Source organism: Streptomyces sp. SP18CS02 (assembly GCF_036322365.1).
Lineage (GTDB): Bacteria > Actinomycetota > Actinomycetes > Streptomycetales > Streptomycetaceae > Streptomyces.
Genome location: NZ_JAQYXC010000245.1, coordinates 60,768 through 84,016, shown reverse-complemented (window position 1 = coordinate 84,016; position 23,249 = coordinate 60,768). Strand labels below are relative to the sequence as shown.

The 23,249-nt window shown below is 74.0% G+C and carries 18 protein-coding genes; 9 read left to right on the top strand and 9 right to left on the bottom strand.

Annotated features, from left to right (window positions below; all coding sequences use genetic code 11):
• Positions 1-2 precede the first annotated feature (2 nt).
• The 3 genes from PUR26_RS03185 to PUR26_RS03175 all read right to left on the bottom strand — a co-directional run bounded on the left by PUR26_RS03185 (position 3) and on the right by PUR26_RS03175 (position 3,443).
• Complete coding sequence (locus PUR26_RS03185; RefSeq protein ID WP_329868942.1) at positions 3-905, bottom strand: hypothetical protein; 903 nt, start codon at positions 903-905, stop codon at positions 3-5.
• A 50-nt stretch (positions 906-955) separates the two neighbouring features.
• Complete coding sequence (locus tag PUR26_RS03180; RefSeq protein ID WP_329868940.1) at positions 956-2,500, bottom strand: hypothetical protein; 1,545 nt, start codon at positions 2,498-2,500, stop codon at positions 956-958.
• Positions 2,501-2,726: 226 nt separating this feature from the next.
• A complete protein-coding gene (locus PUR26_RS03175) occupies positions 2,727-3,443 on the bottom strand; it encodes a GntR family transcriptional regulator (protein WP_329868938.1) in 717 nt (238 codons plus the stop codon).
• A 243-nt stretch (positions 3,444-3,686) separates the two neighbouring features.
• On the opposite strand from PUR26_RS03175, the gene PUR26_RS03170 reads away from it, so the two are divergent.
• The 4 genes from PUR26_RS03170 to PUR26_RS03155 are packed head-to-tail and all read left to right on the top strand — an operon-like array spanning position 3,687 to position 7,258.
• On the top strand, positions 3,687-4,967 hold the full coding sequence (locus PUR26_RS03170; RefSeq protein ID WP_329868936.1) for an MFS transporter: 1,281 nt from the start codon (positions 3,687-3,689) through the stop codon (positions 4,965-4,967).
• A 37-nt stretch (positions 4,968-5,004) separates the two neighbouring features.
• Positions 5,005-5,769 carry a LamB/YcsF family protein gene (locus tag PUR26_RS03165; protein ID WP_329868934.1) on the top strand — a complete coding sequence of 255 codons (765 nt, stop codon included), beginning with the start codon at positions 5,005-5,007 and terminating at the stop codon, positions 5,767-5,769.
• Entirely contained in the window at positions 5,766-6,386 is a 621-nt protein-coding gene (locus tag PUR26_RS03160; RefSeq protein WP_329868933.1) for a 5-oxoprolinase subunit B family protein, read from the top strand. The genes PUR26_RS03165 and PUR26_RS03160 overlap by 4 nt, the downstream gene beginning before the upstream one ends.
• On the top strand, positions 6,383-7,258 hold the full coding sequence (locus PUR26_RS03155) for a biotin-dependent carboxyltransferase family protein (RefSeq protein ID WP_329868931.1): 876 nt from the start codon (positions 6,383-6,385) through the stop codon (positions 7,256-7,258). Before PUR26_RS03160 ends, PUR26_RS03155 begins: the two co-directional genes overlap by 4 nt.
• Before the next feature lie 88 nt (positions 7,259-7,346).
• On the opposite strand, the gene PUR26_RS03150 is transcribed toward PUR26_RS03155, so the two are convergent.
• From PUR26_RS03150 to PUR26_RS03130, 5 genes are all read right to left on the bottom strand, one after another.
• Complete coding sequence (locus PUR26_RS03150; RefSeq protein WP_329868930.1) at positions 7,347-10,946, bottom strand: hydantoinase B/oxoprolinase family protein; 3,600 nt, start codon at positions 10,944-10,946, stop codon at positions 7,347-7,349.
• Between the two features lie 419 nt (positions 10,947-11,365).
• Positions 11,366-12,595, bottom strand: a complete 1,230-nt coding sequence (locus PUR26_RS03145; RefSeq protein WP_329868929.1) for a glycosyltransferase — start codon at positions 12,593-12,595, stop codon at positions 11,366-11,368.
• A complete protein-coding gene (locus PUR26_RS03140) occupies positions 12,592-13,713 on the bottom strand; it encodes a glycosyltransferase family 4 protein (RefSeq protein ID WP_329868927.1) in 1,122 nt (373 codons plus the stop codon). The genes PUR26_RS03145 and PUR26_RS03140 overlap by 4 nt, the downstream gene beginning before the upstream one ends.
• A gap of 300 nt (positions 13,714-14,013) precedes the next feature.
• The gene (locus tag PUR26_RS03135) at positions 14,014-15,432 is read right to left on the bottom strand and encodes a HEAT repeat domain-containing protein (RefSeq protein WP_329868926.1); all 1,419 of its coding nucleotides are present in this window, start codon (positions 15,430-15,432) and stop codon (positions 14,014-14,016) included.
• Between the two features lie 230 nt (positions 15,433-15,662).
• Entirely contained in the window at positions 15,663-16,055 is a 393-nt protein-coding gene (locus tag PUR26_RS03130; protein WP_329868924.1) for an ankyrin repeat domain-containing protein, read from the bottom strand.
• Positions 16,056-16,635: 580 nt separating this feature from the next.
• Here PUR26_RS03130 and PUR26_RS03125 point away from each other — a divergent pair.
• Positions 16,636-16,830: a hypothetical protein gene (locus PUR26_RS03125; RefSeq protein WP_329868922.1), complete on the top strand. Its 195-nt coding sequence runs from the start codon at positions 16,636-16,638 to the stop codon at positions 16,828-16,830.
• A gap of 37 nt (positions 16,831-16,867) precedes the next feature.
• On the top strand, positions 16,868-18,529 hold the full coding sequence (locus PUR26_RS03120; RefSeq protein ID WP_329868920.1) for a hypothetical protein: 1,662 nt from the start codon (positions 16,868-16,870) through the stop codon (positions 18,527-18,529).
• A 71-nt stretch (positions 18,530-18,600) separates the two neighbouring features.
• On the opposite strand, the gene PUR26_RS03115 is transcribed toward PUR26_RS03120, so the two are convergent.
• Positions 18,601-20,103 carry an SCO1417 family MocR-like transcription factor gene (locus PUR26_RS03115; protein WP_329868919.1) on the bottom strand — a complete coding sequence of 501 codons (1,503 nt, stop codon included), beginning with the start codon at positions 20,101-20,103 and terminating at the stop codon, positions 18,601-18,603.
• A 102-nt stretch (positions 20,104-20,205) separates the two neighbouring features.
• On the opposite strand from PUR26_RS03115, the gene yczE reads away from it, so the two are divergent.
• From yczE to PUR26_RS03100, 3 genes are read left to right on the top strand one after another with little or no spacing between them, the layout of a single operon-like run.
• Positions 20,206-20,898 carry a membrane protein YczE gene (gene yczE, locus PUR26_RS03110; RefSeq protein ID WP_443076949.1) on the top strand — a complete coding sequence of 231 codons (693 nt, stop codon included), beginning with the start codon at positions 20,206-20,208 and terminating at the stop codon, positions 20,896-20,898.
• The gene (locus tag PUR26_RS03105; RefSeq protein ID WP_329868918.1) at positions 20,895-21,659 is read left to right on the top strand and encodes a glycerophosphodiester phosphodiesterase family protein; all 765 of its coding nucleotides are present in this window, start codon (positions 20,895-20,897) and stop codon (positions 21,657-21,659) included. The genes yczE and PUR26_RS03105 overlap by 4 nt, the downstream gene beginning before the upstream one ends.
• A gap of 39 nt (positions 21,660-21,698) precedes the next feature.
• On the top strand, positions 21,699-23,051 hold the full coding sequence (locus PUR26_RS03100) for an MFS transporter (protein WP_329868916.1): 1,353 nt from the start codon (positions 21,699-21,701) through the stop codon (positions 23,049-23,051).
• Positions 23,052-23,249 lie beyond the last annotated feature (198 nt).

The following is a 23,249-nucleotide window of genomic DNA, read 5'->3' as shown; positions in this document are numbered from 1 at the left end:
GTCTAGGCGTGGAACGGCAGGCCCGCGTCGGCGACCAGGTCCAGGTCGTCGGCGTCGGACGGCGGCAGCAGGGTGGCGGAGCCGTCCGACACGGCGACGACGCCCAGCTCCAGCAGTTCGGCCATCGCGGCGCTGCCGGCCATGTCGCGGACCTGCAGCTGATAGCGGGCGGTGGTGCGGTAGGAGCCTCCGGCGTCCTCGCCGGTGCGCTGGAGGAAGCCGGATTCGGTGAGGAAGGCGACGGCCTTGCCGATGATGCCGGTGGTGGATCCGGCGAGCCTGCGGGCGTCCTTGGTGGCTCCGGTGGCGCTGCGGCGCGCGTAGATGCGCCATGCGGCCTCCAGGCCCGGCGCGTCCGTGGCCGGGTCGGTGTTCTCGCCCTGCTCCTCGGCCCGCTCCTCAAGGCGGCGGCACGCCTGGCGCACGAACGCGTCGACGCCGTTGACGGTGATGCGGCCGATGTACCCGTCGTCCGCGAGGTCCTCGGGGCGGGGGAAGGCCATGGCGGCGACGGCCAGGTGGGCCAGTCCGTGCAGGAACCGGTCGGCGGCGTCGGTGGAGGCGCGGCGGGCGTAGTCGCCCATGCGGACGGCGAAGACGGAGTCCTCGGCGGCGGTGACGGCCATCCCGGCGCGGGGGGAGACCTCCAGCACGATGAGGCCGAGGCCGGTGGCGACGGCGTCGGCGAGGCGTCCGAAGGCGGGCTCCTCCCGGTAGCGCCGGAGCAGGTCGGCGTACTCGGCGTCGCGGGCGGGGAGCAGCTTGGGCTGGAGCCCGAAGGAGACGAGCCGGGCCGCGTCGGCCGCGTCCGCGGGGGTGAAGGCGCCGGGCGCGGCGGGTCCGGGCGTCCGGGGGGCGTCCGGCTCGCTCCACGCGTCGGTGTGCTCTGCGTGGTCGTCGCTCACGGCGGGGGCTCCTTGGTGCGGGTCGGTCGGTGTACGAAGCGGGGGGCGCGTCATGCGGCGTCCGTGCGGTCCGCGGCCATGCCCGCCGCGTCCAGCAGGGCGGTGCCGACGATGAGGTCGGCGCCGCCGAACTCCGGGTCGTCCAGTACCGCGCCGTCGTCGACCGCGAACAGCAGCCGCTCCTCACCCTGCCGGTAGGCGGTGCCGACCGGGGGACTCGCGGCGTGGACGGCCAGGAGGGCCACCAGGTAGGGCAGTTCGGGGTCGCGCTCCCGGGCCTCCGCGAGGAGTCCGGACAGCCGGCGCGGGGCGTCGTACTCCAGGTCGAGCAGCTCCATGGCGGCCGCCAGCTGCTCCTCGCTGAACCTGCTGTCGTCGGGCGTGGCGATCAGGTCCGGCTCGGGCATCTCGGCGCCCAGGTGCTCCCGCTCCTGCGGCGGGGTCAGCAGCAGGTCGACCAGGTCTCCCACCCGTACCGACACGGGGGTGCGCAGGCCGGTGCCGCGCGCGAAGAACGCGTCGGTGACCCGGGTGGCCCGCTCCACCGGCATCGGCAGCAGGGGGGCGACCAGTTGGCCGTAGAGGTCCAGGCCCACGCGCGAAGTGGGCCGGGCGAACGCCTGGCGGTCCTGCTCCGCGCGGAACAGCGGGCCCGCCTCCAGCAGGCGTGCCTGGAGCTGGGTGTGGCGGCGGATGCAGTCCTTGACGATGTCGACGAGCTCGGCGGCCCGGCGCTTGTGCTCGGCGGTCCTGGGGCCGAGCCCGCTCTCCGCCTCGTCGCGGGCCTTGCGGATGTTGGTCAGGATGGCGTTCTCGTGGCGGTAGCGGTCGGCCACGTGGTCGAGTGCCTCGTCGATCATGTCCGGTACGGCGTCGAGCCAGTCCACGGCCCGGACGTTGCGACGGGTCGCCTCCAGGGTCTTGCGGAGGGTCTCGGCGTACTGCACGGTGCGGTAGCGCGCCTGCTCGGCGGCGAGCTGGGCGTCGGCCAGGCGGCCCCGGCTGATCAGCACCTCCAGCTTCACCTCGGCGGCGATCTGCGCGCTGGTGACATCGGTGTCGAGGGCGCCCACGAGGACGTTGACCGCCTCGTCGGTGGTGCGGAGGTAGACGGTGCCCCCGTGTCCGGGGACCTCCTCGATGAGTTTGAAGTCGTAGTCCCGGCGCGTGTACACCCCGTCGGTGCCGAAGGTGCCGTACACCGCGCGGAAGCCCCGGTCCACGCTGCCGACGTTGATCAGGTTCTCCAGGACCCAGCGGGCGACCCGTTCGTGCTCGGCCGCTGGGCGCCGCGGGGCCTGGGCGGCGACCCGGGGCAGCAGCCGGGCGACGATCTGCTCGTGGTCGGCGCCGGTGTCGAAGTCCATGTTGAGCGTGACGAGGTCGATCGCGGCGAGGGCGACCTCGGCCATCGCGTAGACCGTGTACTCACCTGCGAGGTTCGCCTTGCGGGCGTCCAGGTCGTGCAGGGGCGCGGTGCAGGCGAGCGCGCGCAGCCGCCGCGCGAGCCCTTCGTCGGCGGCCGGGCCCTGCGCGGGCCGCGGCCCCGCGCTGAGCTGGGGCGGAACGAATTCCGTCGAGGCAGGCGAAGTCACGCTGCACAGATTAGGTCCTCGCACCGACAACGGTCGAAACGGCGCAGAAGGCCCCGGTGCACCGGGCCTCCGCAGCGCCGGACGGCAGCCGCCCCGCCAGGTCCTCACCCGCCCGGGACCCGGGTGTCCCGCACGGCCCGCCGGGGCCCGGGGCAGGGGCGCGTGCGGACGCCGCCCGGTCCCCTCCGGGCCGGACGGAGCCGCGGGGCCGGTCGCGGGCCGGCGCTCAGGTGTCCGCCGGGCCGTCCGCCCCGACCAGGTGCGCGTAGACGTCGACCAGCCGGGTGCGGGAGTCGTCGAGATAGTCGGCGAGCAGCCGCTCGGCGTTCGTCCGGTCCCCGGCGCGCAGGACGTCCAGGATCTCCCGGTTGCGGGCGAGGTAGGGCTCGTGCAGGGCGCGCGGGTCGTCCACCATGTGGAAGGCGAGCCGGAGTTCGGCGAGGACGCTCCGCATCAGCTCGTCCGTGCGGTCGCTGCCGGCCAGCGCCACCAGTTCGCGGTGGAAGTGGATGTTGGCGGTCGAGACACCCTTCCAGTCGCCGTCACGCGCGTCGCGCTCGCCGCTCGCGACCGCCCCGATCAGGCCGTCGAGAGCGAAGGGGGGCTCGCCCAGGCCGCGCACGACGGCACACTCGACGAGCCGGCGGGTGCGGTAGATGTCCAGGACGTCCTCGACCGCGAGCACCCGCACGAAGACGCCCCGGTTGAGTTCGTGGACGAGCAGCCGCTCGTGGGTGAGCAGCCGGAACGCCTCGCGCAGCGTGTTGCGCGACACGCCCAGCGCGCCGCCGATGCTGTCCTCGGAGAGCCGGGTCCCGGGCTTGAAGAAGCCCTCCGCGACGCGGGTGCGCAGGATGTCGGCGACCCGCTCCGCCGTGCTCGTACGTCCGAGCAGCGCACGGTCGTCGGCCAGCCCTCCGGCCTCGGAGCCCGTCGTCCCCACAGCGCCCTCTTCTCCTCCGTCGCCGCCCCTCGTCCATCGGCCTCGCGGGGGCGGGCCGGGCCAATCGTAGATCCGGTCCGCGCAGGATGAGCGAGGGATGAGCGAGGGATGAGCGAGGGAGGGAGAACGAGGTGACGAACCTCTTGTCGGATCGTTCAACAATCCCCTACCTTGTGGGACACCTCACGGTTCCGGTTCCGTCCTTTCCGCTCAGGCACGCTCCTCCCCCTCTGCGAGGTGCAGATGAGTACGACCCAGACCCCCCGGTCCGTCCCGGGCGAACTGCCCGAGGACAGCGGCGCGTTCGCCTGGCTGCGCGCGCTCGGCCCCCGCGGCCGGCGCGCCTTCGGCGGCGCGTTCGGCGGATACGCCCTGGACTCCTACGACTTCTTCACGCTGCCGCTGAGCATGGTGGCCATCGCCGCCTACTTCAGCCTCGACAGCGGCCAGACCGGCCTGCTCACCACCGTCACGCTCGTGGTCTCGGCGATCGGCGGCGTACTGGCCGGGATCCTCGCCGACCGGATCGGCCGGGTGCGGGCGCTGATGATCACCGTGGTCATGTACGCCCTCTTCACCGTCCTGTGCGGCTTCGCGCCCGACTACGAGACGCTGCTGGTCTTCCGCGCGCTGCAGGGCCTCGGCTTCGGCGGCGAGTGGGCGGTCGGCGCCATCCTGGTCGCCGAGTACGCCTCGGCCAGGCACCGGGGCCGTACGCTCGGCGCCGTCCAGAGCGCCTGGGCCGCCGGATGGGCCCTCGCGGTCGTCGTCTACACCCTGGTCTTCCAGTTCGTCGACGCGGACACCGCCTGGCGCGTGATGTTCTGGACGGGCGCCCTGCCCGCGCTCCTGGTCGTCTACATCAGGCGGAACGTCGAGGACGCGCCCCGGGCGGCCGAGCAGCGCCGGGCCAGCGGCGAGCGCGGCTCCTTCACGGCCGTCTTCCGCGGCGGCATGCTGCGCACGACGCTGTGCGCCGTGCTGCTCTCCACCGGTGTCCAGGGCGGCTACTACACGCTCGCCACCTGGGTTCCGACCTATCTCAAGGGCGAGCGCGGCCTGACCGTCGTGGGTACCGGCGGCTATCTGGCGTTCCTCATATCCGGGGCCTTCATCGGGTATCTGACCGGCGGCTATCTCACGGACCGTCTGGGCCGCAAACGCAACATCGCGCTGTTCGCGGTCCTTTCGGGGCTGTGCATCCTGGCCTACACCAACATCCCGTCGGGGGCGAACAGCCTGCTGCTCGTGCTGGGCTTCCCGCTCGGCTTCTGCATGTCGGCCATCTTCAGCGGATTCGGCTCGTTCCTGGCGGAGCTCTATCCGACGGCGGTGCGCGGAACGGGCCAGGGCTTCACCTACAACACGGGCCGCGCGGTGGGTGCCTTCTTCCCCGCCATGGTCGGGTTCCTCGCCGGCAGCTGGGGCGTGGGCGGAGCCCTGGTCTTCGGCGCCGTGGGGTACGCGATCGCCGTGCTGGCCCTGTTCGGCCTGCCGGAGACCCGTGGCCGAGAGCTGGCGTGACCGCACCGACGACGCACTTCGGCAAGGAGTGACCACCATGACCTGGGCTTCGATCGACCTCAACGCGGACCTCGGTGAGGGCTTCGGACGCTGGCGGCTGACCGACGACGAACAACTGCTGTCCGTCGTCACCAGCGCCAACGTCGCCTGCGGCTTCCACGCCGGGGACGCCGCCACCATGCGGCACGTCTGCGCCCTCGCCGCCGAGCGAGGGGTGAGGATCGGCGCCCAGGTCTCCTACCGCGACCTGGCGGGGTTCGGACGCCGCTCCATGGACGTGCCCGCGCACGAGCTGACCGCCGAGATCGCCTATCAGATCGGCGCTCTGGAGGTGTTCGCCAGGGCCGCCGGCGCGCGCGTGTCGTACGTCAAGCCGCACGGCGCCCTGTACAACCGGGTCGTGCACGACGAGGAGCAGGCCCAGGCGGTCGTCGAGGGGGTCCTGCTGACCGGCGAGCGGCTTCCGCTGCTCGGGCTGCCCGGCTCGCGCCTGCACCGGACGGCCGAGAAGGCCGGCCTGCCCGTCGTCACCGAGGCATTCGCCGACCGCGCCTACACCGCCGCCGGCACCCTGGTGCCGCGGCGCGAGGAGGGGGCCGTCGTCACCGACCCGGCGGCCGTGGTGGAACGGTCCGTGGCGATGGCCCGCTTCGGCGTCGTGACCTCCGTGTGCGGGCGGTCGGTGCCCGTCCGCGCGCGCTCGCTCTGCCTCCACGGGGACACGCCGGGCGCGGTGGGGCTGGCCCGCCGGGTGCGGTCCCGGCTGGAGGCCGCGGGCGTGCGTGTGGAGGCGTTCGTATGAGAACCCTTCCGGTGGGAGAGCACGCCCTGCTGGTCGAGCTCGACAGCGCCGAGGCCACCGAGGCGTTCCACGCCGAGCTGCTGCGCCGCAGGGCGGACGGTGCTCTGCCCCCCGTACGGGAGATCGTCCCCGCGGCCCGGACGGTCCTGCTCGACGGGGTGGCGGAACCCGGACGTCTGGCCGCCGGGATCCGGGGGTGGGCGGTCGGACCCGTCCGCGCGCGCGTGGAGCCGGCCGTCGAGGTCCCGGTCCGCTACGACGGGCCGGACCTGCCGGACGTCGCCTCCCTGTGGGGCGTGCGCCCGGACGAGGTGGCGGGCATCCACGCCGCGGCGGAGTACCGGGTGGCCTTCTGCGGGTTCGCCCCCGGCTTCGGCTATCTCACGGGGCTGCCCGACCGGTACGACGTGCCTCGCCGGGCCACGCCGCGCACCGCCGTCCCGCCGGGGTCGGTCGCCCTGGCCGGGCCCTACACGGGGGTGTACCCGCGCTCGTCGCCCGGCGGCTGGCAGCTGATCGGCACGACGGACGTGGTGCTCTGGGACACGGGGCGGGAGCCCGCCGCGCTGCTGTCGCCCGGGACGCGGGTGCGGTTCGTGCCCGAGGGGCTCCGATGACCGACCGTGCCCTGGCCGTCGTCCGGGCGGGGGCGCTGACCACCGTGCAGGACCTCGGACGCCCCGGCCACGCCCACCTGGGTGTGCCGCGTTCCGGTGCTCTCGATCCGTACGCGAGCCGGCTGGTCAACCGGCTGGCCGGCAACGCGGTGGACGCCGCCGTGCTGGAGACGACGCTCGACGGGTGCGCGGTGCGGCCGCGTTGCGCGGTCACCGTCGCGGTGGGCGGCGCGCCCTGCCCGGTCACCGTGGACGGCCGACCGGTCGCCTGGGGATCGGCGGTACGGGTGGCCGCGGGCGCCCTGCTGGAGGTGGGCCGCGCGGTCCGGGGCGTGCGCTCCTACGTGGCGTTCGGCGGGGGCGTCGCCGTCGAACCGGTGCTCGGCAGCCGTTCCACGGACCTGCTCTCTGGCCTCGGCCCCGCACCGCTGGGCGACGGGACGGTCCTGCCGCTGGGCCCGCCGCCGCCCGGTCCCGCCCGGTTCGGGACGACGCCGTGGCCGGCGCCCCCGGACGAGCTCGTCCTGCGGGTCCGGCTGGGGCCGCGCCACGACTGGTTCACGGAGGCGGCCCTGCGCACGTTCGCCACGCGGCCGTACCGGGTGTCGCCGGCCGGCAACCGGATCGGGCTGCGGACGAGCGGGCCGCCCCTGGAGCGGGCCGTTGCGGGCGAGCTGCCCAGCGAGGGCATGGTGCTGGGAGCCGTGCAGGTCCCCCCGGACGGGTGCCCCGTGGTGTTCCTGGCGGACCACCCCACGACGGGCGGCTATCCGGTGGTGGCGGTGGTGCGGGAGCGTGACCTCGCGGCGGCCGCCCAGGCCGTGCCCGGGACACCCGTCCGTTTCGTGCCGGTGGGCGGGGGCCGTCCGTGATCCGGGTACCCGGCGCCCACGGGCCGCCGGGTACGGCGGGCGGGTGTCCCCCGGCCCCGGGCGGGGCCGTCCCACGGCCATGGTCCGGTCAGTCCCCGGCAGGGCCGTATCCGCCGCCGCCCGGCGTCCTGATGACGAGTACGTCGCCGGGGCCGACCTCCACCGCGTCGACGCCGCCGAGGACCTGCCGCGTGCCGTCGGCGCGTTCCACCGCGTTCTCGCCGAGCGAGCCGGGCCCGCCGCCCGCCATCCCGTAAGGGGGCACCCGCCGGTGACCGGTGAGCAGCGTCACGGTCATCGGTTCCAGGAACCGGATCCGCCGTACGACCCCGTTGCCGCCACGCCACCGGCCACGTCCGCCGCTGTCGTCCCGTACGGCGAACGCGTCGACCCTCACCGGGAACCGCCACTCCAGGATCTCGGGGTCGGTGAGCCGCGAGTTGGTCATATGGGTCTGCACGGCGTCGGCTCCCGCGAAGCCGTCCCCCGCGCCCGACCCGCTGGCCACCGTCTCGTAGTACTGCACCCGGTCGTTGCCGAAGGTCAGGTTGTTCATCGTGCCGGAGCCCTCGGCCTGGACCCCCAGGGCCGCGTACAGCGCCCCGGTGACGGCCTGCGAGGTCTCGACGTTGCCCGCGACCGTCGCCGCCGGGAAGACGGGCGCGAGCATGGAGCCGGGCGGCACGATCACTTCCAGCGGCTCCAGGCAGCCGCTGTTGAGCGGGATGTCGTCGTCGACCAGGGTCCGGAAGACATAGAGCACCGCTGCCATCACCACGGATGTGGGAGCGTTGGCGTTGCCCGGCTGCTGAGGCGACGTACCGGTGAAGTCGAGGACCGCGCGGCGGCGCTCCCGGTCCACGCGCAGGGAGACCCGGATGACGGCGCCGCTGTCCGTCTCGTAGCGGTACGCGCCGTCCTTGAGGGTCTCGATGATCCGGCGTACCGACTCCGCCGCGTTGTTCCTGACGTGCCGCATGTACGCCTGGACGACGTCGAGCCCGAACTGGTCGACCATGCGCCGCAGTTCCTCGACGCCCTTCTCGTTCGCGGCGATCTGGGCGCGCAGATCGGCGAGGTTGGTGTCGGGGTCGCGGGAGGGGTGGGCGGCGCCCGTGAGGAGGTCCCTGGTCGCGGTCTCCCGCAGACGGCCGTCCCTGACCAGCAGCCAGTTGTCGAAGAGGACGCCCTCCTCGTGGACGGTGCGGCTGAAGGCCGGCATGGATCCGGGGGTGATGCCGCCGATCTCGGCATGGTGTCCGCGCGATGCCACCAGGAAGCGCAGCGTGCCGTCGGGACCGAAGACGGGGGTCACCACCGTGACATCGGGCAGGTGCGTGCCACCGTGGTAGGGATCGTTGACCGCGTACACGTCTCCCGGTCGCATGGCGCCCTGGTCGCGCCGGAGCACTTCCTTGATCGACTCTCCCATCGAACCGAGGTGGACGGGGATGTGGGGAGCGTTGGCGATCAGGTTGCCCTCGGCGTCGAAGAGGGCACAGGAGAAGTCCAGCCGCTCCTTGATGTTGACGGAGTGGGCCGTGTTCTCCAGGCGCACTCCCATCTGCTCGGCGATGGACATGAAGAGGCTGTTGAACACCTCCAGCAGGACCGGGTCGACGTCCGTGCCCACGGCGGTACGGACGGGCCTCGGCCGTTCACGGGTCAGCCGGAGGTGCCCGCCGTCGGTCACGGCCGCCCGCCAGCCCGCGTCGAGGACGGTGGTGGCGTCGGGCTCCGCGATCACGGCCGGCCCCGTCACGGTGTCGGCGGGCCGCATGTCCTCGCGCCGGTACAGCGGGGCGTCGTCGTGCGCGCCCTCCACGAACATCCGTACCGTCGCACGCGGCCGCAGCCCGGCCGGGCGGGGAGCGTGGCCGGCCTCCACCGGGCCGTGCGGTCCCGCCTCCGCGACCGCTTCCACCGAGACGGCGGCCACGACCAGCGGCTTGTCCATGGTGAAGGCGTACCGCGCGCGGTGGATCCGGGCGAACTCCTCCCGCATGGCGGCGGCCGGGCCGAGCGGCACGGGAAGACTCGCGTCGGTACCGGCGTACCGCAGGTGCACCCGCGCGTGGGTGCGGATCGCGCTGTCGGCCAGGCCGTCGGCGCGCAGTTCCGCCCTGGTCCGGTCGGAGAGACGGGCGCAGAGCTGCCGCACGCGCGCGTGCGCGGCGTCGTCCAGCTCCGCCTCGACGGACCGCTCCCGCATGGCGGTGGCGTCGGCGAGCCCGATGCCGTACGCGGAGAGGACTCCGGCGAGCGGGGGCACCAGGACGGTGTCGATGCCGAGGGCGTCGGCGACGGCGCAGGCGTGCTGGCCGCCCGCCCCGCCGAAGCTGGTGAGGGCGTAGCGGGTGACGTCGTGTCCGCGCTGGACGGAGATCTTCCTGACGGCGTTCGCCATGCCGAGGACGGCGATCTCCAGGAAGCCGGCCGCGACCTCCTCCGGTGTGCGGCTCACGCCCGTCCGCCGCAGCACCTCCCGGGCCAGCTCGGTGAAGCGTCGCCGCACCACGTCCGCGTCGATCGGCTCGTCGCCGCGGGGGCCGAAGACGGCGGGGAAGTGCGCCGGCTGGACGCGCCCGAGCATGACGTTGGCGTCGGTCACCGTCAGCGGGCCTCCGCGCCGGTAGCAGGCGGGCCCGGGGTCGGCACCGGCCGAGTCGGGCCCGACCCGGTAGCGCTGCCCGTCGAAGTGCAGGACCGAGCCGCCGCCCGCCGCGACCGTGTGGATGCTCATCATCGGCGCCCGCATCCGGACCCCGGCGACCTCGGTGCCGAGCTCCCGCTCGAACTCGCCCGCGTAGTGCGACACATCGGTGGACGTGCCGCCCATGTCGAAACCGATGACACGGTCGTGACCGGCCTGCGCGGACGTACGTGCCATGCCGACGACCCCGCCGGCCGGTCCCGAGAGCACCGCGTCCTTCCCCCGGAAGTGCGCCGCCTCCCTCAGTCCTCCGTTGGACTGCATGAACAGCAGCCGGATCCCGGAGAGCTCGGCCGCCACCTCGTCGACGTACCGCCGCAGCACGGGCGAGAGACAGGCGTCGACCACGGTGGTGTCACCGCGTGGCACCAGCTTGATCAGTGGGCTGACCTCGTGGGAGCAGCTGATCTGGGTGAAGCCCGCCGCGCGGGCTGCCTCGGCGACCCGCGTCTCGTGGCCGGGATGGCGGTAGCCGTGCATGAGGACGACCGCGGCGCTGCGGAAGCCGTCGTTCCAGGCGGCCCGCAGCCGCTCCTCGACGATGTCCGTTTCGAGGGGCCGTACGACGGTGCCGTGCGCGTCGGTCCGCTCGGGCACCTCGATGACCCGGCCGTAGACCGCTTCGGGCAGCCGGATGTGCCGGTCGAAGATGCGGGGGCGGTTCTGGTAGGCGATCCGCAGGGCGTCCCCGAAGCCCTCGGTGACCAGGAGGACGGTCGGCTCGCCGCGCCGTTGCAACAGGGCGTTGGTGGCCACCGTCGTGCCCATCCGGACGGTGCTGATCCGGTCTGCCGGGACCGGTTCGTCCGGGGCGAGCCCGAGCAGCAGACGGATCCCGGCGACGGCCGCGTCCCGGTACCGCCCGGGGTCGTGCGAGAGCAGCTTGCGGGTGACCAGACGGCCGTCCGGCCGTCGGCCCACGATGTCCGTGAACGTGCCGCCACGGTCGATCCAGAACTCCCACCGCCCGTTCATCCACCCATTCTGGCAAGCGGTACGGGCGGCGTCAGGGCGGCGAGCGCGGCCGACAGGGCGTGCTCGGCCCGCCGGTCGAGGAGCGCGGCGCCGGTGCCCCCGGCCCGGTGGCGTACTCCTCGCCCGCCGGCCTCAGCGGCTGGGGCAGCAGGTCGTGGCAGCGCCGTGCCACCCAGCCGGTACCGGCGGTGGCCGGCCACCCGGGGGGTCTGCGCCCGGCCGGGGGGGGCGGACTTCCGGGTTCAGCGCCCGGCCGCGCGCCGAGTGCCAGGCCCCGCTCCCCGAGCAGGACGTGGAACCGGCCCGCGACCACCCGGTGCCCCCGCTCGCCGGGGTGCGGCCGGCCGGCGCTCCACAGGGACCGGTCCGCTACCCGGCGGGCGTCGGCCGTGTGCAGATGGACGGTGTCGCAGCGGGTCTCACGCCGCCACCCCCGGCCCCGCGCCCGCGCCCGGGACGCCGTCGACCGGGGTCCCTGTCACCGGGACACCGGTCATGTCCCGCCGAGGGGTTTCGGGCACCGGAGCGGCGTCATGGGCGCTCAGGAAGGCCGCCACCGCCCTGTCCCATCCGAAGAGCCCGGCGCGCGCCCGCGCGGCGGCGCGCCGCTGCGCCTCGGGGCGGCGCAGCAGGTCGGTGACGGCGTCGGCGAACGCGGCCGGGGTGTCGAGGGCGGCCGCTCCCGCGTCCCCCATCACCTCGGACAGGGCCGAGGCCGCACTGGCCACGACGGGAGTGCCGCAGGCGAGCGCCTCCAGAGCGGCCAGGCCGAACGATTCCGCGGGACCGGGCGCCAGGCAGAGGTCCGCCGCCGCCTGGAGATCGGCCACCGTCTCGCGGTCGGGCACGTGGCCGAGGAAGCGGACGGGCAGCGACCGCGCGCGGGCCCGGCGTTCCAGGGCGCCGCGCAGGGGTCCGTCCCCCGCGACGACCAGGGCCGCCCGGACGCCCCGCGCCCGCAGCTCCGCGAGCGCGTCCAGCGCCGTCCCCGGGCGCTTCTCCACCGACAGCCGTGAGCAGAGCAGAAGCAGCACGTCCGCCCCGCCCGCGTACCGGGACCGTGTGGCGGTGCTGCGCCGGCCTGGCCTGCACCGCAGCAGGTCGACCCCGAGGGGTGCCCGGACCACGTTGCGGGCACCGACCCGTAGGAACTCGCGCTCCGCCCACTCCGTGGTGCACACGACGCGTGCGTAGGCCCAGGCGCTGCGGCGGTTGAGCCGGTCGGCCGTCCGGGCGGCCGCGGCGGCGGGCACGCCCCAGGTGCGCAGGACCCCCTCCGCCGTCTCGTGGGACACCATGACGGCGGGCACCCGGGCGCGGCGCGCCCACTCCCCCGTCCAGCGCAGGGTGGTGCGGTCGGAGACCTCCAGACGATCGGGGGCGAGCTCCTCCAGCAGTTCGCGCAGCCGCCCCCGGTCGGCGAGGACGCGGTAGCCGCCGGTGCCCGGGAGGGCCGGCCCCGGCAGGGTGATCACCCGCCCCTGCGGGGTATGCCGGTCGCTCCCGGTGTCCCCCGGCACGACCAGCACCGGTTCGTGCCCGGCCGCGAGGTACCCGCGGCCGAGTTCGTCCAGGGCGGTGCTCAGTCCCCCGGAGGACGGAGTGACGAAGTTGGTCAGCCGGACGATGCGCAGCCTCCGCGGTGTCATGCCGCCACCGCCGTCCGCTCCCGCAGCACCTCGGCGTAGTGGCCGAGCAGCTGATCCCCGACGACCGCCCAGGTACGGCCCTCGACGGCGGCTCTTCCGGCGCGCCCGTAGGCCGTACGGCGTCCGGGATCGGCGGCCAGGGTGGCGACCGCGTCCCGGAGCGCGTCGGCGTCGTGCGGCGCGACGAGCAGTCCGGTGCGCCCGTGGTCCACCAGGTCCAGCGGACCCCCGGCCGCGGGTGCCACGACCGCGACGCCGCTGGCCATGGCCTCCTGCACGGTCTGGCAGAACGTCTCGTGGGGGCCGGTGTGCGCGAAGACGTCGAGCGAGGCGAAGATCCGGGCGAGTTCATCGCCGGTACGGCGGCCGAGGAAGACGGCGCCGGGAAGGGCGGCGCGCAGGGCCGCCCCGCTCGGCCCGTCGCCCACGACCACCACGCGCACGCCGGGCAGTGCGCACACGCCGGCCAGGAGCTCGACGCGCTTCTCGGGCGCGAGCCGCCCGACGTACCCGACGAGCACCTCACCGCCCGGGGCCAGCCGGCGGCGCAGGGCCTCGTCCCGCAGTCGCGGGCCGAAACGGACGCCGTCCACCCCGCGCGGCCAGAGCCGTACGCGCGTCACCTCGTGCGCCTCCAGGTCGCGGACGGCCGCCGTGGACGGCGCCAGGGTGAGGTCGGCGGCGCGGTGCACGGCCCGCAACCGCCGCCACGCGGCGCCCTCGCCCGCGCCCACATAGGTGCGGGCGTACCCGGCCAGGTCGGTCTGGTAGACGGCGACGGCGGGCAGACCGAGCCGGGTGGCGGCCGCCATGCCCCGTACGCCGAGCACGAAGGGGCCGGCGAGGTGGACGAGGTCGGCGCGGTGCGCGGCGATCGTGGCGGCCAGCCGCCTGCCGGGCAGGGCCACCCGCACCTGCGGGTAGCCGGGCAGGGGGAGGGAGGGCACGCGTACGACCGGGCAGGGCGCGTCCCCGACGGCCGCCCCGGCGGGGGCCGCGGGGGCTATGACGAGGGGGTGGTGACCGCGTACGGCGAGGTGCCGGGCGGTCTGCAGGGCGCAGTGCGCCACACCGTTGACGTCGGGAGGGAAGGACTCGGTGACGATGACGACACGCATAACCGTGTTGTCGTCCCGCCCGGAGAGGCTGCGCCGACTTGGATCTTTCCGCCTGGGGAACGTCCCGTGAGCGTTGTCCCCCGCACCCGCTCCTCCGCCCGAGTGCCGCCGGGGTCGGGCCGACGGTTCCCCGGGCCCGGGGGACCCGCAAACCCGGAACACGGCGACAGGGGGCGCGACACGGGAGGCCGGGTCGGGGCCCGGTCGCCCGGGTCGCCCACGGTCCGGGCCGGTCCGGCGCCCTGCGGAGCCCGGGGCCGCTCGCGCGTCCGCCCGGGCTCCGCGGAACGTCGGCAGCTCCTACAGCGCGGTCATGTCCGGACCGATCCTGCTCCGTACGGCGGTCTGCACCTCGTCCTCCTCGGCGGGATCGGCGGCGAGCCGGCGCAGGCGCTCGGCCACCCGCACATCGCCGGTCTCGGCGTGCAGCGCGGCGATCTCCCGTGTGGTCTCCTCGCAGTCCCACAGGCACTCGACGGCGAAGCCGGTGGCGAAGGAGGGGTCCGTGGCGGCGAGGGCGCGGGCCGCACGCCCCCGGAGCTGGGAGGCCGCGGTCTCGCGGTAGATGTGCCGCAGGACGGGGGCCGCGCACGCGATGCCCAGCCGGCCCGTCCCGTCGACGAGCGCGTAGAGGGAGTGGGCGTCGGGGCCGTCGGTCCGCACGGCCTCGCGCAGTGCTCCCAGCACCAGGGCGGCGTCCTGTGCGGTGCCCCGGCAGGCGAGCACGCCGGCCGCCGACACCCCGAGCGCGTCGGGCCGGTGCACCCAGCCCCGCGCGCGGTCGACGGCGGCCTCGCCGCTCATCCGCTCGAAGGCCGCCACGGCGGCGTCGGCGACGGTACGGGAGTCGCTGAGGGCCGCGGCCTCGATGAGGTCGAGCACGGCGGGGTCCCGCGCCTCGGCGAGGTAGTGCAGGGCGGCGCACCGGGCGCCGTCGGGGCCGCCGCGGGCGGCCTCGACGATCGTCTCCCGGTCGTCGGGGCCCGCCACGGCGGTCAGGCAGCGGGCAGCGGGCAGATGGAGCGTGGTGCCGCGTTCCAGACCCTGCTGGGCCCAGTCGAAGACGGCCTGCACGCTCCAGCCGGGCCGGGGCCCGGTCGGGCGCATCTGCCGCTGCCAGCGGTCGAAGGACCCCTGTTCCTGGGCGGCGCGCACCCGGGCGCCGACCGCGTCCCGCTGATCCTCGGCCCACAGGCGCCAGGGTCGCGGTTCGAAGGCGTCCCGTACGGCGGCGGCCAGCTCGGCGTCGCCCTCGGCAGTGGCCGGGAACCGGGACAGAACGGGCACGGCCAGGGTGCGCAGACCGTTGTCGTCGTCCCGCAGCGCCAGTTCGTCGAGGGCCCAGGCCCAGTTGGAGCCGGCGGCGGCGTACCGCCTCAGCAGTGCGAGGGCGTCCTCGCGGCCGTAGGAGGCGAGGTGCCCGAGGACGGCGAGCGCGAGCCCGGTCCGTGACTCCTCGGTGTCCAGGTGGTCCTCGGCTCCGAAGAGGTGGGCCTCGATCTCGCCGAGTCCGCCGTGAAGATCCAGGTAGAGGCGCGCGTAGTACAGGGAGCGGTTCTCCACCTGCCAGTCCTGGCGGGGGTCGCCGAGGACGCAGTGGTTGAGGGCCGCGAGGGCTTCGGCGCGTGGCGCGGCGAGCGCGTGCAGCGTGCCGTCGCCGCGGCCCCGCTGCAGCAGGCCGAGCAAGGTGCCGCTCGGCGCTATGACTGGATCGAACATGGAAAATGCCTCACATCAAGCTGTAGACGCAACCGGGGGAACCGGAGAACGGTGATCGCCTAGGCCGCGCAGCAACATGTGGAGCCGCTCGTCGTCTTCCGCTTGGTGTTGACCATCTTCCTCTGCCTCTCGTCGGTGGCCCCCTATGGGCCCGACGTCATGATGACCCAGCCATTTCGCCACCGCGACCACATTTACGCCGTAGCTCCCACCTGGCGTTCAGCGTCCGTTCACCGGGACTCGAACAGCTCCAGGAGTTCTGTCTTCCCGAACATCCTCGCGGTATCCACGGCGGACGGAGTCCCTGCCTCCGGATTCGCGCCGCCGGCCAGCAGCGCGCGGATCACCTCGTCCTGCCCCTTGAAGACGGCTCCGGCCAGCGGCGTCTGCCCGCGGTCGTTGGCGCTGTTCCCGTCCGCGCCACGGGCGAGGAGGACCTCCACCGCCGTCGCGTGGCCGTGGTAGGCGGCGAGCATCACCAGGGAATCCCCCCTGTCGTTGGTGAGGTTCGGGGGCACCCCCGCGTCCAGGTACGCGGCGAGCGTCTCGGCGTCGCCCTGGCGCGCCAGGGCGAAGACCTTGGTCGCCAGCTCGATCACCTCGGGGTCCGGGGCTTCACTCATGGGATGAACCGCCTTTCATGTTGTTGACCTCACCCGGCCGCCATCGGCCATGGGACCCATCAGGCCCCTGAGACCGCTGAGGATCGGTCGAGTCCGGTCGCACCTGTTCGTCGAACATGTCGGTCGAGCGTGTCTGTCGAGCTTTTTCTCGGGGCTGTCGTCGGGCTTCCGTCGGGCTTCCGTCGAGCCGCCGGGTGGAGCTCACGGGTCGGGCCGTTGGACGGGCCCGGTGGAACCCGGTGACGCCGCACGGCGCCGCCCGACCCCGCACCGCCCGCCCTGCGGCGCCGATCCGCACGGTCCCGTGCGGGCCCGCGCGCCCGGCACGAGGGCCGAACGAGTGAATCGACAGGGTACTGCCCGGGCGCCGTCGGACCCCGGCCCGGCATCGACGGCGAGGATCATCGCCACCGGCCACCGCGCCCGCCCCCACCGACGTCCGGCCGGGACGCCCCCCCGACGTCCGCCAGTCAAGTGAAAACGCCGACATTTCACTCTTTCGCACCTTTTGTCGCATCAATACTTCCTGCGAGCTTGGAAGGACTCATGGTGACTGTCCCCTCACCCAGGAGCACCTCTCATGATCCTCTCCATCTCCGGCGTGGTACTGCTCGGCATCATCGTCTTCCTGTTCTTCAGGAAGGACGGACTCAAGGCTTCCCACGCCTTCGTCTGCGCACTCTTCGGCTTCTACCTCGCCGGCACCGCGATCGCGCCGAGCATCAAGGCGGGCGGCGCGAGCCTGGCCAGCCTGCTGGGCGGGATCAAGTTCTGACGCCCCGCTCCCCCTTCCACGACTTCAGGAGGACGACGTGGCCCGGCGACCACTCCCCCGCATTCTGAGCAGCGGCGGCGCCCAGATCGCTCGCAGTCGAGAGATCGCGCGCACGGCCGCCGACAGCGCCACGGACATCCTCCATCCACTGATCACGATCACTCGTGGTCTGCGGAGGCTGGCCTCGGCCGGACGTGCCCGATGGGCCGCGACACCCAAGGAGCGGCGCGGTCCCTCGCTGTTCCTGGGCGCGGCCTGCGTCCTGGTCGTGGCGCTCATCCCGTACGGGCCGATGCTGGCCCTGATCTCGGTGATGGGAGCAGCCGCGTGGAAGGGGCGCGAGCGTCCGGCCGTCAAGAACGGGCCGGACGAGGCGGAGACCGAGCGGCTCCGGGCGCTGTACGAGGCCCTGGTGCCGTACTTCTCCGTCGCCGACGACCCGAGCCCGCTCTACGCCCACGGCGGGAAGTGGGCCGATGTGTTCAGCGACTTCGAGTTCGACGGCGACGGCCGGCTCACCCGGCTGCGGGTGGCGTACCCCGCGCACTTCACGGACGGCGAGCCCGCCTCCCGGGCCCGGATCGAGCAGCTTCTGCACACCAAGTCCGGGCGCGGCCGCGAGTACCTCTTCCACTGGGACGAGGAGGGCAACGAGCTCCTGATGAGCGTGCTGCCGGCCCTGTCCACCGCCATCGCCGCCCAGCGGTTCGTCACCGTTCCGGGGGAGACGGTGCTCGGCTTCACGGACGCCGACGCGGTGCAGCGGACCGTGCCGGTGCGGGAGGGCGACGTGACGAGGGACGCGCCTCCGGTGATCTGGCGCACCGGGCCGCGTTCGACGGAGCCGCATCTGCTCGCCGTCGGCCAGCCCGGCAGCGGCACCACGACCCTGCTGCGTTCGATCGCGCTCCAGGCGCTGCAACACGGCGACGTGCTGATCGTCGAGGGCAGCGGGACCGGCGAGTACGCCTGCCTGACCGGCCGCTTCGGCGTGCTGGCCGTCGAGTGCGGCCTCAGCGGGGCGCTGTCCAGCCTGGAGTGGGCGGCCCACGAGACGGAACGCCGGCTGATCGCGGCCAACCGTTCCCGGCAGGCGGGGCACCCGGCTCCCGAGGACACCAGGCGGCCGCTGTGGATCCTGCTGGACCGGCCGAGCGTCTTCGGTCACCTGGCGGCGGCCGACGGGCGCCCGGATCCGCAGCACCTGCTGGAGGTTCCGCTGCGCCACGGCAGGGCCGCGAACGTGACGGTCGTCGTGGCCGAGCAGTTCGACAGCGTGGAAGCGCTGAGCGAGGCGGTGCGCACCCATACGCGGGCGCGGGTCGTGCTCGGGCCCGCCGCACCGACGACGGTGCAGGGGGTCCTCGGCGTGGCACCGCACACCACTCCCACCCCCGACGTTCCCCCGGGGCGCGGCTACGCCAGGCTCGGTACGGGCCCCGTGCTGCGGCTGCAGGTTCCGGCCACCCCCGATCCGTACGACGACGCGACGAGCGAGGCGCTCCGGCAGGCCGTACTGGAACTGCTGCCGGAGCACCAGACGGCGCCCCTGGAGGCGGTACCGGACGACGGGGCGCCGGAGCCGGAGCAGGAGCCGGCGCCGAGCGCCACGACAGTCGTCCCCCCGGCACCGACAGCCGCATCGGCCTCGGCGGCCGTGCCGTCGGCGACCGACAGCGGACAGCTGACGCCCGGCTGACGGCCCCGCAGGGCCGGCAGCCGGCGCCGGTGGCCGGCCCAGCCGCCGACCGCCGGTGGCTCACCCACCGGTCAGGCGACGAACGTCCGCGGCGCCTCCGCTCCCCCGCTCCCGTTCGCTCCGGCCTCCACCAGCCGCGCCGCCGCCGCCAGCCGGGTCGCCGCCTCCTTGGCGACCGGCCCGCCGACCGTGAACGGCAGGCGCACGTACCCCTCGAAGGCACCGTCGACACCGAAACGGGGCCCCGAGGGCACCCGTACGCCGACCCGCTCCCCCACCTCGGCGAGCCTGGACCCCGACAGCCCGCCGGTCCGCACCCACAGGGTCAGGCCGCCGCGCGGCACCTCGAACTCCCACTCGGGCAGCTCGGCGCGTACCGCGTCGACCAGCGCGTCCCGGTTCTCCCGTGCCTGCGCGCGGCGCAGCGAGACGGCCTCCTCCCAGCCGCCCGTACGCATCAGCCAGTTGACGCCCAGCTGTTCCAGCACCGGTGTCCCCATGTCGGCGTAGGCCCGGGCGGCGACCAGCGAGCGGATCACATCGGGGGCCGCCCGCACCCAGCCGATGCGCATCCCGGCCCAGAACGCCTTGCTGGCCGAACCGACCGTGAGCACGGTGCTGCCCGCCGGGTCGAAGGCGCAGACCCGCCGCGGCATCTCCCCGTCCTCCAGGTCCAGCTCCGACATGGTCTCGTCGACGACGAGCACCGTCCCGGCCGACCGGGCGGCGTCGACCAGCTGGCGCCGCTGGTCCTCGTCGGCCAGCGCGCCGGTCGGATTGTGGAAGTCGGCGACCACGTAGGCCAGCCGGGGCGCGGCGTCCCGGAGCACCTGGCGCCAGCGCGGCAGGTCCCAGCCCGTCAGGCCGTCCGCCATCGCCACGGGCACCAGCCGGGCGCCGGCCTCCCGCATCAGCTGGAGGATGTTGGCGTAGGAGGGCGACTCGACGGCGATCCGCTCACCCCGCCCGGCGAAGAGATGGCAGATCGCGTCGATCGCGCCCATGGCACCGGTCGTCACCATGATCTGCTCGGGCATCGTGGGGATGCCCCGTTCCGTATAGCGGTCGGCGAGCATCTGGCGCAGGGCGGGCAGTCCGGCCGGGTAGTCGCCGTGCGTGTGGGCGTAGGGCGCCAGCTCCTCCAGCGCGCCCTGGATGCCGCGGGTGAGCCAGGGCTCGGGCGCCGGCAGGGCCGCGCAGCCGAGGTCGATCATGGAGCCGAGGGACTCCGGCGGGAGGGGCTCCAGTCCCCGCGCCGGCAGCGGGTTGCCGGCCGGGACTGCGGTCCAGCTGCCCGCCCCGCGGCGCGATTCCAGAAAGCCCTCGGCGCGCAGCGCCTCGTAGGCGGCGGCCACGGTGGTGCGGCTGACGGCCAGCGCCAGCGCGAGTTCGCGCTCGGCGGGCAGCCTGGCGGCGACCGGCACGCGGCCCTCCAGGACCAGCAGCCGGATACCGTCGGCGAGAGCGCGGTAGGCGGGTGGCTTGCGCGTGCCGGGACCGGCCGGCCGGGACTGCTGTGCGTTCAGCTGCCGCGCGAGCTGGGCCGGCCCTACCGCCGAGGTCCACTGAGCCATGGAATTCAGTCCACCTTCCTGGAATTGGCCATGGTTGGCATCCAATTCCCCGCCACAGAGTGACATGAACCAGTCCACCACCATCACATCGGGGAGCACAACTTGGCCAGCACATCCGGCCCGCGGGCATCCGGAACCGGGCGTCTGCGGGGGCGCCACCTCCCCCGCAGGCTGTCGCAGCTCTACGCGGGGCTCGCGCTGTACGGCGCGAGTTCGGCGCTGCTCGTGCGGGGCGGCCTGGGCCTCGAACCGTGGGGCGTCCTCCACCAGGGCCTGGCGGAGCTGACCGGTCTGACGATGGGCGTCATCTCGATCATCGTGGGCGCCGCGGTGCTGCTGCTGTGGCTGCCGATCCGGCAGCGGCCGGGGCTGGGCACCGTCTCGAACGTCTTCGTGATCGGTATCGCCATGGACGTCACCCTCGCCCTCGTGCCGGACGTGCACGGCCTTCCGGCGCGGATCCCGCTGATGATCGCCGGCATCGTCCTCAACGGCGTCGCGACGGGCCTGTACATCGCGGCGCGCTTCGGCCCCGGCCCCCGCGACGGCCTGATGACCGGCCTGCACCGCGTCACCGGCCGCTCGATCCGCCTGGTCCGTACGGCCATCGAGATCACCGTCGTCATCACGGGCTTCCTCCTCGGCGGCTCGCTCGGCGTGGCCACGGTGCTCTACGCGGTGTCGATCGGGCCCCTCGCCCAGCTCTTCCTGCGCGTGTTCGCCGTCCCCGCCACGGACGGCGGCGGCACGGTGGTCACCCCGGGGACACCGGAGCAGGCCATACTGCGGCGGTGACCCGCACGCGACACCCCTACCTGGACCATCCCGCGCTCATACCCTTCGCCCACCGCGGCGGCGCCGCGGACGGGCTGGAGAACACCGCGGCCGCGTTCCGGCGCGCCTCGACGGCCGGCTACCGCTACTTCGAGACCGATGTGCACACCACGGCGGACGGCAGGCTGGTCGCGTTCCACGACGCCACGCTCGACCGCGTGACCGACCGCCGCGGCCGCATCCGGGAGCTGCCCTGGAGCGCGGTCCGTGAGGCGAGGGTGGCGGGCAGCGAACCGCTGGCGCTCTTCGAGGAGCTGCTGGAGGAGTTCCCGGACGCCCGGTGGAACGTGGACCTCAAGGCGGAGTCCGCCCTCGCCCCGCTCGTCGCGCTGATCCGCAGGACGGGTGCCTGGGACCGGGTGTGCGTGGGCTCCTTCAACGAGGGCCGGGTGGGCCGGGCCCTGCGCCTCGCGGGCCCGCGCCTGGCCACCTCGTACGGGGTGCGGGGCGTGCTGGGACTGCGGCTGCGCTCGTACGGGATCCCCGCGGCGGTGCGCGCCGGGGCGATCGCGGCGCAGGTGCCGGAGACCCAGAACGGCGTGCGGGTGGTGGACCGGCGCTTCGTGCGGGCGGCGCACGCGCGCGGGATCCAGGTCCACGTCTGGACGGTGAACGATCCGGAACGGATGACCGCCCTCCTGGACCTCGGGGTGGATGGCATCATGACCGATCATCTGGAGACGCTGCGCGAGGTGCTGACCGACAGGGGGGTCTGGGCCTGACGGCGTCGGCCGGCCACGGGGACGAAAAAAGGGGGGCGCGTGACCGCCGAGACCGCAGACCGGGCAGCGGACGACGCGCCGGGGAGCAGACGACGCGAACAACGCGGCTGGTACTTCTACGACTTCGCGTGCTCCGTCTACTCGACGAGCGTGCTGACCGTTTTCGTCGGTCCGTATCTGACGTCCGTCGCCAAGGCGGCGGCCGACGCCGACGGCTTCGTCCATCCGCTGGGGATCCCGGTCCGCGCGGGCTCGGTGTTCGCGTACGCGGTGTCCGTGTCCGTACTGCTGGCCGTCCTGGTGATGCCGCTGGCGGGGGCGGCGGCCGACCGCACCGGCCGCAAGAAGCCCCTGCTGGCCGCGTCCGCGTATCTGGGGGCGGCCGCCACGGCCGGGATGTTCTTCCTGGACGGGGACCGCTATCTCCTGGGCGCGTTCCTGCTCATCGTGGCCAACGCCTCGCTGGCCGTCTCGATGGTGCTGTACAACGCCTACCTCCCGCAGATAGCGCAGCCCGCGGAGCGCGACGCGGTCTCCTCGCGCGGCTGGGCGTTCGGCTACGCGTCGGGGGCACTGGTCCTCGTCCTGGACCTCGTCCTCTACACGGGCCATGACGCGTTCGGGCTCTCCGAGTCCGAGGCGGTACGGATCTGCCTGGCCTCGGCCGGTCTGTGGTGGGGCGCCTTCACGCTGATACCGCTGCACCGGCTGCGCGACCGCCGGGTGCCACCGGGCGGGGAGGGCACGGTCCCGTCGGGCTGGCGCCAACTCCTGGGAACCCTGCGCGACATGCGCCGCCATCCGCTGACGCTCTCGTTCCTCCTCGCGTATCTCGTCTACAACGACGGGGTGCAGACGGTGATCTCGCAGGCGTCGATCTACGGCTCGGAGGAGCTGGGGCTGGACCAGACGACGCTGATCGTCGCCGTACTGCTGGTCCAGGTGCTGGCGGTGGCCGGCGCCCTGGGAATGGGACGGCTGGCCCGTTCGTACGGCGCCAGGCGCACGATCCTCGGTTCGCTGGCCGTGTGGACGCTGATCCTGGCGGCCGGCTACTTCCTGCCGGCCGGGGCGCCCGTCTGGTTCTTCGGCCTCGCGGCGGCGATCGGCCTGGTGCTGGGCGGCAGCCAGGCGCTGTCACGGTCCCTGTTCTCACATCTGGTGCCGGCGGGCAAGGAGGCCGAGTACTTCTCGGCCTACGAGATGAGCGACCGGGGTCTGAGCTGGCTGGGGCCACTGGTGTTCGGGCTCGCCTATCAGCTGACCGGGAGCTACCGGGATGCCATCATCTCGTTGGTGATCTTCTTCGCGCTGGGGTTCGTCCTGTTGGCGCGCGTCCCGATGAGGCGTGCGGTGGCCGCTGCGGGGAACCCGGTTCCGGACCGGATTTAGACGTCCAAGTGAAAGGCCGGTAGTGTACGCCTTTGGCTTGCCAGGCGGACCGTTACTGCGCGCTGAAGAAGTAAAGACGCTGGGTGACATCTGCTGCCAGATGTGACAAACCGGGCACTGGTGGGTACAACAAGGGGCGGCACGACGGGCGACGCAGGACCCGCAACGGGAATCTTTATGGCCGACCGGACGTTGACC

Coding starts and splice junctions, on each gene's coding strand:
- PUR26_RS03170 (WP_329868936.1), top strand. CDS start 3,687: ATGAGTACGACCCAGACCCCCCGGTCCGTCCCGGGCGAACTGCCCGAG.
- PUR26_RS03165 (WP_329868934.1), top strand. CDS start 5,005: ATGACCTGGGCTTCGATCGACCTCAACGCGGACCTCGGTGAGGGCTTC.
- PUR26_RS03160 (WP_329868933.1), top strand. CDS start 5,766: ATGAGAACCCTTCCGGTGGGAGAGCACGCCCTGCTGGTCGAGCTCGAC.
- PUR26_RS03155 (WP_329868931.1), top strand. CDS start 6,383: ATGACCGACCGTGCCCTGGCCGTCGTCCGGGCGGGGGCGCTGACCACC.
- PUR26_RS03150 (WP_329868930.1), bottom strand. CDS start 10,946: ATGAACGGGCGGTGGGAGTTCTGGATCGACCGTGGCGGCACGTTCACG.
- PUR26_RS03145 (WP_329868929.1), bottom strand. CDS start 12,595: ATGACACCGCGGAGGCTGCGCATCGTCCGGCTGACCAACTTCGTCACT.
- PUR26_RS03140 (WP_329868927.1), bottom strand. CDS start 13,713: ATGCGTGTCGTCATCGTCACCGAGTCCTTCCCTCCCGACGTCAACGGT.
- PUR26_RS03135 (WP_329868926.1), bottom strand. CDS start 15,432: ATGTTCGATCCAGTCATAGCGCCGAGCGGCACCTTGCTCGGCCTGCTG.
- PUR26_RS03130 (WP_329868924.1), bottom strand. CDS start 16,055: ATGAGTGAAGCCCCGGACCCCGAGGTGATCGAGCTGGCGACCAAGGTC.
- PUR26_RS03125 (WP_329868922.1), top strand. CDS start 16,636: ATGATCCTCTCCATCTCCGGCGTGGTACTGCTCGGCATCATCGTCTTC.
- PUR26_RS03115 (WP_329868919.1), bottom strand. CDS start 20,103: ATGGCTCAGTGGACCTCGGCGGTAGGGCCGGCCCAGCTCGCGCGGCAG.